The 8,031-nt window shown below is 40.6% G+C and carries 10 protein-coding genes and 1 pseudogene; 2 read left to right on the forward strand and 9 right to left on the reverse strand.

Features of this window, described 5'->3' with window-relative positions:
• The coding region (locus tag ACFILO_RS08660; RefSeq protein WP_375678147.1) for a hypothetical protein at positions 1-989 on the reverse strand (989 nt) is incomplete at its 3' end.
• Position 990: 1 nt separating this feature from the next.
• A pseudogene (locus ACFILO_RS08665) lies at positions 991-1,395 on the reverse strand (hypothetical protein); the annotation flags it as partial.
• Between the two features lie 172 nt (positions 1,396-1,567).
• Between ACFILO_RS08665 and ACFILO_RS08670 the strand changes: the two are divergent.
• Both ACFILO_RS08670 and ACFILO_RS08675 read left to right on the forward strand, forming a co-directional pair.
• Complete coding sequence (locus tag ACFILO_RS08670; RefSeq protein WP_375678148.1) at positions 1,568-2,734, forward strand: tyrosine-type recombinase/integrase; 1,167 nt, start codon at positions 1,568-1,570, stop codon at positions 2,732-2,734.
• A gap of 210 nt (positions 2,735-2,944) precedes the next feature.
• Positions 2,945-3,145: an AlpA family transcriptional regulator gene (locus ACFILO_RS08675; RefSeq protein ID WP_015856172.1), complete on the forward strand. Its 201-nt coding sequence runs from the start codon at positions 2,945-2,947 to the stop codon at positions 3,143-3,145.
• A 102-nt stretch (positions 3,146-3,247) separates the two neighbouring features.
• Here ACFILO_RS08675 and ACFILO_RS08680 read toward each other — a convergent pair whose 3' ends face one another.
• The 7 genes from ACFILO_RS08680 to ACFILO_RS08710 form a co-directional block, all read right to left on the reverse strand.
• A complete protein-coding gene (locus ACFILO_RS08680) occupies positions 3,248-3,607 on the reverse strand; it encodes a hypothetical protein (protein WP_015856194.1) in 360 nt (119 codons plus the stop codon).
• 176 nt (positions 3,608-3,783) lie between these two features.
• Complete coding sequence (locus ACFILO_RS08685; protein ID WP_026500686.1) at positions 3,784-4,188, reverse strand: hypothetical protein; 405 nt, start codon at positions 4,186-4,188, stop codon at positions 3,784-3,786.
• A gap of 176 nt (positions 4,189-4,364) precedes the next feature.
• Positions 4,365-4,766 (reverse strand): hypothetical protein, encoded by a 402-nt coding sequence (locus ACFILO_RS08690; RefSeq protein ID WP_026500687.1) that lies wholly within the window; start codon positions 4,764-4,766, stop codon positions 4,365-4,367.
• 180 nt (positions 4,767-4,946) lie between these two features.
• Positions 4,947-5,351, reverse strand: a complete 405-nt coding sequence (locus ACFILO_RS08695) for a hypothetical protein (RefSeq protein ID WP_375678149.1) — start codon at positions 5,349-5,351, stop codon at positions 4,947-4,949.
• Positions 5,348-6,112, reverse strand: coding sequence for a filamentous hemagglutinin (locus ACFILO_RS08700; RefSeq protein WP_375678150.1), 765 nt, complete (start codon positions 6,110-6,112; stop codon positions 5,348-5,350). Before ACFILO_RS08700 ends, ACFILO_RS08695 begins: the two co-directional genes overlap by 4 nt.
• A 12-nt stretch (positions 6,113-6,124) precedes the next feature.
• Positions 6,125-6,529, reverse strand: a complete 405-nt coding sequence (locus ACFILO_RS08705; RefSeq protein ID WP_375637312.1) for a hypothetical protein — start codon at positions 6,527-6,529, stop codon at positions 6,125-6,127.
• Positions 6,526-8,031 (reverse strand): filamentous hemagglutinin (locus ACFILO_RS08710; protein ID WP_375678151.1); only part of this gene is annotated, 1,506 nt, incomplete at its 5' end. The genes ACFILO_RS08710 and ACFILO_RS08705, both read right to left, overlap by 4 nt.

Below are 8,031 nucleotides of genomic sequence, written 5' to 3' on the forward strand. Positions count from 1 at the left end.
AACGTGAAAGGTTTTCCCTGTAGCGTCGACCATTTCTGCAATCCCCAATCATAGACAAAGGTCGTTTGCTCGTTATTACCTCTTTTTAAGGACCAGTAAATCCGGTTATCAATGGGATCTATAACCCCTTGCATCTCATCAAGAGCAAACTTATCAAAGGTTTTAAAAACTGTTCTATCAACTTTCTCAAAGCCTATCGGCAAAAGTTGACCATCCAAACTCATCTGATAAAAACCACCATCACTCGCAAAAAAAGCATCACTCCCTCGACATGCTATAGAGGACGCACTACGGGCTCCGCGCTTGTCTTGTATCTTTTGAAACGTAAACACAATCTTAGAACCCGCAACAAAGGTTCCTGCATAAATAGCAGAACGCATAAAAATGAGGGGATTAGTCGATTCCGTAGACCCTTGAACATATTCTCCATCTGGAAAATCTTGAAAATCGCAATCTTTCTGCTTAACTGTCCAATGGGTTGCATCTTCCAAACCTGACCAATGAATGCGATTAGGGTGATCTGTCAATTGCATCAAACAAACAAAAGGTCCCCAAACCTTCACCAAGCCTGCTTTCGGGGGATTGCCTCCTAAATCTTCAAATCGTTCAGAACTATGGGTATTAAAAACTTGTGGTTTATCATTTTTATTCACCGCAATAATTCTTTGACCAAACAAAGCGAACGACCATTGATTATCTTCATGCGCATGATAAGTCACACCACTTTGACTTATGTCCTTCCACCCCTTCGTTTGACTATCATAACTGTAAAGCTTTTGCTTGCCTCCTACGATTATCTTAACACCATTGCCACTTCTAAACGCTATGCACCCCAAAGGCTTTTCTTCCAAAGCATGAGACACAACCATTGCACTAGGCATCGGAATGTAACAGCCATCAGCCGGTAAAACATTCACAAGCGTATCCGTAAAGCTACCGTTGACGACCGAAACATCTGGTCTGTAATCGGCTACTGGAAAATAAACCATCTTAAAAATCCGTTGGTATTATTCTGGTCACGTTATGACGTTGAGACGTCTCTGCACGCAATTCATGCAACTGTTCGTTAAAGTCATTGTAAGCTGCCGTTGCACAATCGGGATCTTTCAAGATATTCTTGTAAAGTTCGTATTTTGCACGCGCCTTAATCAAATCAAACGCGTGCACAAACCATGGATGCTCCTCATCGACACTCTCTATCTCTGATAAACGCAATGGAGAGAGAATGAGTTGAATCTGATAGGCTTTATCCGGTGTGGGATAAAGATGTAATTTCCTATCAAAATAACTGTAACAAACCGGCGTTCCTTGCTGCTCTGATGATAACAAAGGCTCTAAAGAAACATGGTCCTTACATTCCAAGGCAAACTTATGATGTTGATCAGAACTCAGATAACACATTGATTTATAATGATAATATAGCGTTATTCATATTGAATTAGAATCCCGAATAACGTAAGATTCTCTCATTTCAAATCTGTTTATCTTGAATCAACTAAAACCACTCATTTGTACATAACAAGTGGGATGAGTGTATGGATAAAATTTGTATAAGAAAGGACTAAAAATGGCTCTTATGAACCGTCTTAATGCAAGGGCTGTCGCAACATTGGGAGCTGGCAAATATAATGATGGTGCCGGCTTGTTACTTCATAAGCGTAAAGATGGAGGTGCTCAATGGATTTACCGTTTTACCATTCATGGGCGGCGCCGTGAAATGGGCTTGGGTGCCTTGAGAGATGTCTCTTTAAAACAAGCCCGTGAATTGGCAACTGGGTGGCGCTCTGTTCTTCGTGAAGGTCGTGACCCCATTAAAGAACGCAATAAACAAAAGCGTGAGGCAATAAGTAATCTCCATTATTTAAAAGATATCGCGTTGGATGCTTTTGAAAGCCGTAAAGCTGAACTAAAAGGAGATGGTAAAGATGGGCGTTGGTTTTTACCCTTAAAACTCCATATTCTCCCCAAATTAGGTTGCCTCCCCGTTTCAGAGATTACACAAACAGAGATACGCAATACACTTGCTCCCATTTGGCATACAAAAGCAGCAACAGCTGATAAAGCTCTTACCCGCCTTAATATTTGTCTCAAACATGCGGCTGCTTTGGGTTTGGATGTTGATTTACAAGCAACAGAAAAAGCACGCGCTCTCTTAGGTAAACAACGCCATAAAACGCAAAATTTTCCAGCTATGGATTGGAGAGATGTCCCTGCCTTTTATAAAACACTTTGCGAAGCATCAACCTTAACACAACTGGCTTTGCGTTTGCTTATTTTGACAGGCGTTCGTACCAACCCTTTGTGTCATATTCATAAAGATCAAATTGATGGCGATATCTGGACAATCCCTGCTGAAAATATGAAAGGTCGACGTGATACTACAGAAGAGTTTCGCGTGCCTCTATCATCAGAAGCATTAGAAATCTTAAAACAAGCGCGCTTGCTTTCTCGCAATGATTTCTTCTTTTCTGCAACCGGTCGGGGTCCCCTCGCTGCAAATTGTATGGCTCAATATATGAGAGACAATAAAATTGAGGCATGCCCCCATGGATTTCGTTCTAGTTTACGTGATTGGCTCGCTGAAACAACCGATGCCCCTTATGAAGTCGCAGAAACTATTCTAAGTCATACAGTAGGCGGTAAAGTAGAGCGTGCCTATCGTCGTACTGATTATCTAGAACAGCGCCGCGTTTATATGGATAAATGGGCGGCTTATGTCACTGGTCAATCTTAAGATATGGGGTGAATAACCCCATGATCTGTGGATAACTTTAGCTCTCTTCTCTCTCATTCTTTCTCAATAAGACTCATAAAGTATCACATCAGAAATTGTATAATAAAATATTGTTTTCTATAAATAAAACATCTTTCTAAATGAACCAAAATGTGGTTAATAAATAGTTATGATTTGTTCTCATTTTTTTACTTTTGAAAGGATTTTAGTATGACAGAAAATGATATTCTTTTAACAGACCGTGAAAGTGCAAAACTGCTTCATATGAGTGTCTCAACATTCCGCCGTCATGTTACCAATGGCTCTCTCCCAAAACCTTTAAAATTTGGTTTTTTATCGCGTTGGTTACAATCGGATCTTTTGAATGTCATCGAGCAAGCAAAACAGCAACGTTATAACGACGCGGCATAAAAAGAAAACCTTGTCACGTAAGGACGGACAAGGCTTTCTCAAACTCATCAACCTGGTGCTTTATTTGGTGTAAATTCAAGGCTTTCTCTACTGAAGCAAGACTTAAGGCTGGCATTCAAGTTGTTCTGAATGTTTTTTACAATAAGGGCTATTTAAGCGTCTCTCAACACTTCGCTGAGGCATGACAGCACCAGGACGACATATGGGAAGGTTGTCTGATTTATGATTTTCACACCATTCTTGTATTGTAAAGCTAGGGCGAAAACCTGATTGCGCCATACACATTTCAATACTGGCAAATTGATTCAAATCTAGCGCCACAACCTTATTAAGGTCCGGTACTCCACATTCTAAAAGTATTTTATTTCTCCATAATGCTGGAGAAAGTGAGGGAATTGAATTAACACATCCAGTGATACTTAACAGAGCTATACAACTCAACAGTTTTAAGATTTTCTTCATTTTTCCCCTCTTTCAATGGATTTATTACTATAAAACAGCTCATAAGCTTGTTTATATTTTCTGTCACCGCTGCTTAAAACAACGGTGAACAATATTGAGATGACAGATTGAGGAAACAATCGCGCCATTCCAAGTGAAGGCAAGGATGGCAGATTGTTGATCATCACTAGCAGTGCTTAAGGTTGGCATTCTGGTTTATTTTTATATTTTTGGCAATAAGCGCTATTTAAACGCTTCTTGACACTTCGTTTTGGAATGACAGCACCTGGCACACAAATCGGAAGATCTTCGGCATTATAATTTCTACACCGATCTCTCCACTTCCCTCCTAATTTACTATGAAAACCTGCTTGGGTTAGACATGCATAAATAGATGTATTCGCATTTATACTTAACTCTCTATAATCCATCATATAATCATCATGAGGATTCAGCATTCCACATTCTAATAGTGCTTTTTTAATCTCAATCTTATCTTCTCCTAGCTTCTCTAATACATCCACAGCCTGGTAAGGACCTGGAAAACATCCAGCTATAATAAGCAAAGCCAATCCACTCAATAACTTTAAAGTTGCTTTCATTTTTTCTCTCCTTCAATGATTTTTTATGATAAGATTGCTTATAAGCTTGTCGATGTTTTATATTCCTCTGTCCATATCAATTTGAAACATGTTGAGTGCCGATACAATTGGCCCACACACTTATGCAAAAGATAAAAAAACTAAAGATTACTCTTAATCATACCATCATCAAAAAACTACGGTAGACATTCAGGCTTGTTTCTATTTCTTTTACAATGGGGGCTGTTCAGGCGTTTCTTAACACTTCTTTGAGGAATGACAGCACCTGAATGACAAATCGGAAAACGAGCATCAAAAAACTCACACGAACTCAAATATCCGGATTTATATCTAAAACCTGCTTGAACCATGCAAGCTTCAATTAATGCGTTCGCATTTCCGTCTAACTTTCTGTTGTATTCATCACGATTATAAGGTGTTGGCATGCCACATTCTAACAGCGCTTTCCCTATATCAATTGTATTTGCACCAGGCTTATCCCATAATTCCCAAGCTGATAAGGGAACCTCAGCTTTATACTCACATCCAGCTATACTTAACAGAGCTATGCCGCTCAATAATTGCAAGACTTTCTTCATTCTTCCCCTCCTTCAGTGGGTTTCTTTACGATAAAACAGCTCATAAACCTGTTGATATTTTCTGTCACCGCTGCTTAAAACAACGGTGAACAATATTGAGATGATGGATTGAGAAAACAATCCCGCCATTCCAAGCAAAGGCACGGAGGGCGGATTGTTGGTCATCACAAACAGCAAGACTTAAGGATAGCATTCATATTGTTCTGGATGCTTTTTACAAAAAGGGCTGTTCAAGCGCTTCTTGACACTGCGCCTGGGGATCACAGCGCCTGGACGACAAATGGGAAGGTTTTCGGCTTTATGATTCTCGCACCAAGTCCCTCCCCCCACTTTATCACGAAAACCTGATTGAACCATACAGGCATCAATAGTTGCCCATGCATTGTAGCTGAGTTTTCTGTTTTCTGGATCGGCATCAATAAGGCTCGGCATTCCACATTCTAACAAGGCTTTTCCTACCTCAGTAAAATCAGTAACACCATTTTTCTCCCACGTAGCCACCTCTCCTGGAGGAGGTTTATCGATATTACATCCAGTGATACTTAACAAAGTTACAGTGCTTAATAATTTTAGAGTTTGTTTCATTTTTTACTCCATGATTTACTTAAAGGAAATTGTTCACGATGAGATGAGCCATAAAACTTTTGGCATTTTGGACCCACATCTCCAAGACAGGTATGGGAGCTTATGGGATTCATGATCACTCTCCACCATTCTGTCCACCAGTTACTACCAGCAGATATTGTCTCATAAGCATAGCCATTGCCACCAATCAATCTGCTTACAACGTCAAATCTATGCCCATCAAAACCAATAGTGGTTTGTTTGCCACCACTCACATAACCTAACAAACCGGATGCCGCCAAAACATTAGCCGCTGGTCCATGGAAACTGATCGTTGTATTGCCTGCTACATCATTTACACCTTCTTGTTTGAAAGAATTCATCATATTAAAGCCTGTCAAACTGCCACGACTATGGGCATCAAAATGCAATCCCGTGTTACCATAGCTATACATCAAATCTTTTGCTTCTTGTGTGGAATTGGTCAAACCCCAAAAGTTATTTTCCATAAACTTCTGATAGCCCGCGACTAGAAGTTCTGAGATAGCAGAATCGGCTTGAGGGAACACAACAAAATAAAGCGGATTATTTTTATCCTTCGCATGTTGCTCTGCATAAACAGCGGCTTCCTCTGGTGGAGTAAAGATGCCATTAAAGGACACATGCACCTTGCCATCAGCACCCTCTTGTAAATGCTGCTTTTCTTCATCCGTTAAATAATGTGCGTGAGGAAACAATCGCGCCATTCCAAGTGAAGGCAAGGATAGCGGATTGTTGATCATCACTAGCAAGACTTAAGGTTTGCATTCAGGTGCATTTTTATATTTTTTACAAAAAGGGCTGTTTAAGCGCTTCTTGACACTGCGCTGTGGAACAACAGCGCCTGGACGACAAATGGGCAAGTTTTCGGCTTTATGGTTTACACACCACCCCCCCCCCCTTTCATCTTTATAGCGGAATCCTGATTGAACCATACAAGCATGAATTGTTGCTATTGCATTATTACTGAGCTTGCTGCTTTCTGGATCCTTATCATAAGGGGTTGGCATACCACATTCTAACAAGCCTTTTCCTACCTCAGTAAAATCTGCTCCCGGTTTCTCCCAAGCAGTCAAATATCCTGAAGGAGGTTTATTAAACTGACATCCAGCTATACTTAACAAAGTTACAGCACTTAATAATTTTACGATGTGTTTCATTTTTTACTCCATGATTTACTTAAAGGAAATTGTTCACGATGAGATGAACCATAATCATATCTACATTTATAACCTGCATCTCCAAGACAAGTATGGGAACTTATGGGATTCATGATCACTCTCAACCATTCTGTCCAAACGTTACTACCAGCAGGGAGTGTCCCGTAGGTATAGCCATTGCCGCCAATAATTCTGCTGACAAAGTCATATCTATTCCCATCAAAGCCAATAGTGGTTTGTTTGCCATCACTCACATAATCTAACAGACCGGCTGCAACTAAAACATTAAAGGCTGGTCCATAGAGATTGATAGTCGTGTTTTCGTTGGCTATACCGTGAACACCTTCTTGTTTGAAAGAATTCAGCATATTCCCCAATGTCATTGTCCCGCGACTATGTCCATAAAGTTCTAATCCTGTAAGACCATAGCTATACATCAAATCTTTTGCTTCTTGTGTGGAATTGGTCAAACCCCAAAAGTTATTTTCCATAAACTTCTGATAGCCCGCGACTAGAAGTTCTGAGATAGCAGAATCGGCTTGAGGGAACACAACAAAATAAAGCGGATTATTTTTATCCTTCGCATGTTGCTCTGCATAAACAGCGGCTTCCTCTGGTGGAGTAAAGATGCCATTAAAGGACACATGCACTTTGCCATCAGAGCCTTCTTGCAAATGCTGCTTTTCTTCATCCGTTAAATAATGGAACTTGGGGATTTTTTGTCCACGAGCATCTCTTATAGGTACCCCATTCGCATCTATTTCATAGATTGTATTGCCATTTTCATCACGATCCACCACGGCGATGGGGTGCTCTTTGATAAACATGGTTTTATAGGAGTCATCGCTGTATTTAAACCCTTCTTCTAAGAGTTGAGTTGCCATTTCACGGTTTTCATGGACGATTTGTTCCAGCTTGCCTACATCGAGCTGTTGTACACCCTTATGGGCGGTGGCAGTATCACGATTAAGGGAGGCTATGGCTTGTTCCACGTCTTGCCCTGTTAATGCCTTCTGCCCTGCTTCATCAGTAATGACGATAGTGCCATCGCTAATGGCAGATTTGGTATATCCTTCCTCTGAATCTTTAGCTTTTGAATGATCTAAGACATTTTTAGCAATGTTTTTCCCGACACCATATTTGCCCTGATACATCGGACCACCCGCTGAAATGCTTAAACCTTGACTGCTGGCTTGAGCATGCGCACTGTTGCTGATATCACTGGTACTAATGCTTCCTGTGGTCAGGCTGTTTTTATCTGCCGGCGCAGTGCTGGAAATAAGTCCTCCGGTCAGCGTTGTTTTATCTTTAACGTTGATCTTAAAACCACCATCACCCGCTTTGATGCCTGATTGCTCCACAACACTATGATAATCACTAGAGGATTTATCCTTGTTCAAGGAAATATTGGTTGTGGCTGTACCTTCCTTTTCTCGGCTATTATAACCAATGGAAACAGAGTTTTGCTTGCTGGAACTTTGTCCCGTATCACTGCGGCTGGT

The organism is Bartonella sp. AP72JLCBS, assembly GCF_042195705.1.
Taxonomy (GTDB): Bacteria; Pseudomonadota; Alphaproteobacteria; order Rhizobiales; family Rhizobiaceae; genus Bartonella.

Bases quoted from the DNA above. Each gene is read 5' to 3' on its own strand.
- ACFILO_RS08670 (WP_375678148.1), top strand. From the start codon at position 1,568: ATGGCTCTTATGAACCGTCTTAATGCAAGGGCTGTCGCAACATTGGGA.
- ACFILO_RS08675 (WP_015856172.1), top strand. From the start codon at position 2,945: ATGACAGAAAATGATATTCTTTTAACAGACCGTGAAAGTGCAAAACTG.
- ACFILO_RS08680 (WP_015856194.1), bottom strand. From the start codon at position 3,607: ATGAAGAAAATCTTAAAACTGTTGAGTTGTATAGCTCTGTTAAGTATC.
- ACFILO_RS08685 (WP_026500686.1), bottom strand. From the start codon at position 4,188: ATGAAAGCAACTTTAAAGTTATTGAGTGGATTGGCTTTGCTTATTATA.
- ACFILO_RS08690 (WP_026500687.1), bottom strand. From the start codon at position 4,766: ATGAAGAAAGTCTTGCAATTATTGAGCGGCATAGCTCTGTTAAGTATA.
- ACFILO_RS08695 (WP_375678149.1), bottom strand. From the start codon at position 5,351: ATGAAACAAACTCTAAAATTATTAAGCACTGTAACTTTGTTAAGTATC.
- ACFILO_RS08700 (WP_375678150.1), bottom strand. From the start codon at position 6,112: ATGATCAACAATCCGCTATCCTTGCCTTCACTTGGAATGGCGCGATTG.
- ACFILO_RS08705 (WP_375637312.1), bottom strand. From the start codon at position 6,529: ATGAAACACATCGTAAAATTATTAAGTGCTGTAACTTTGTTAAGTATA.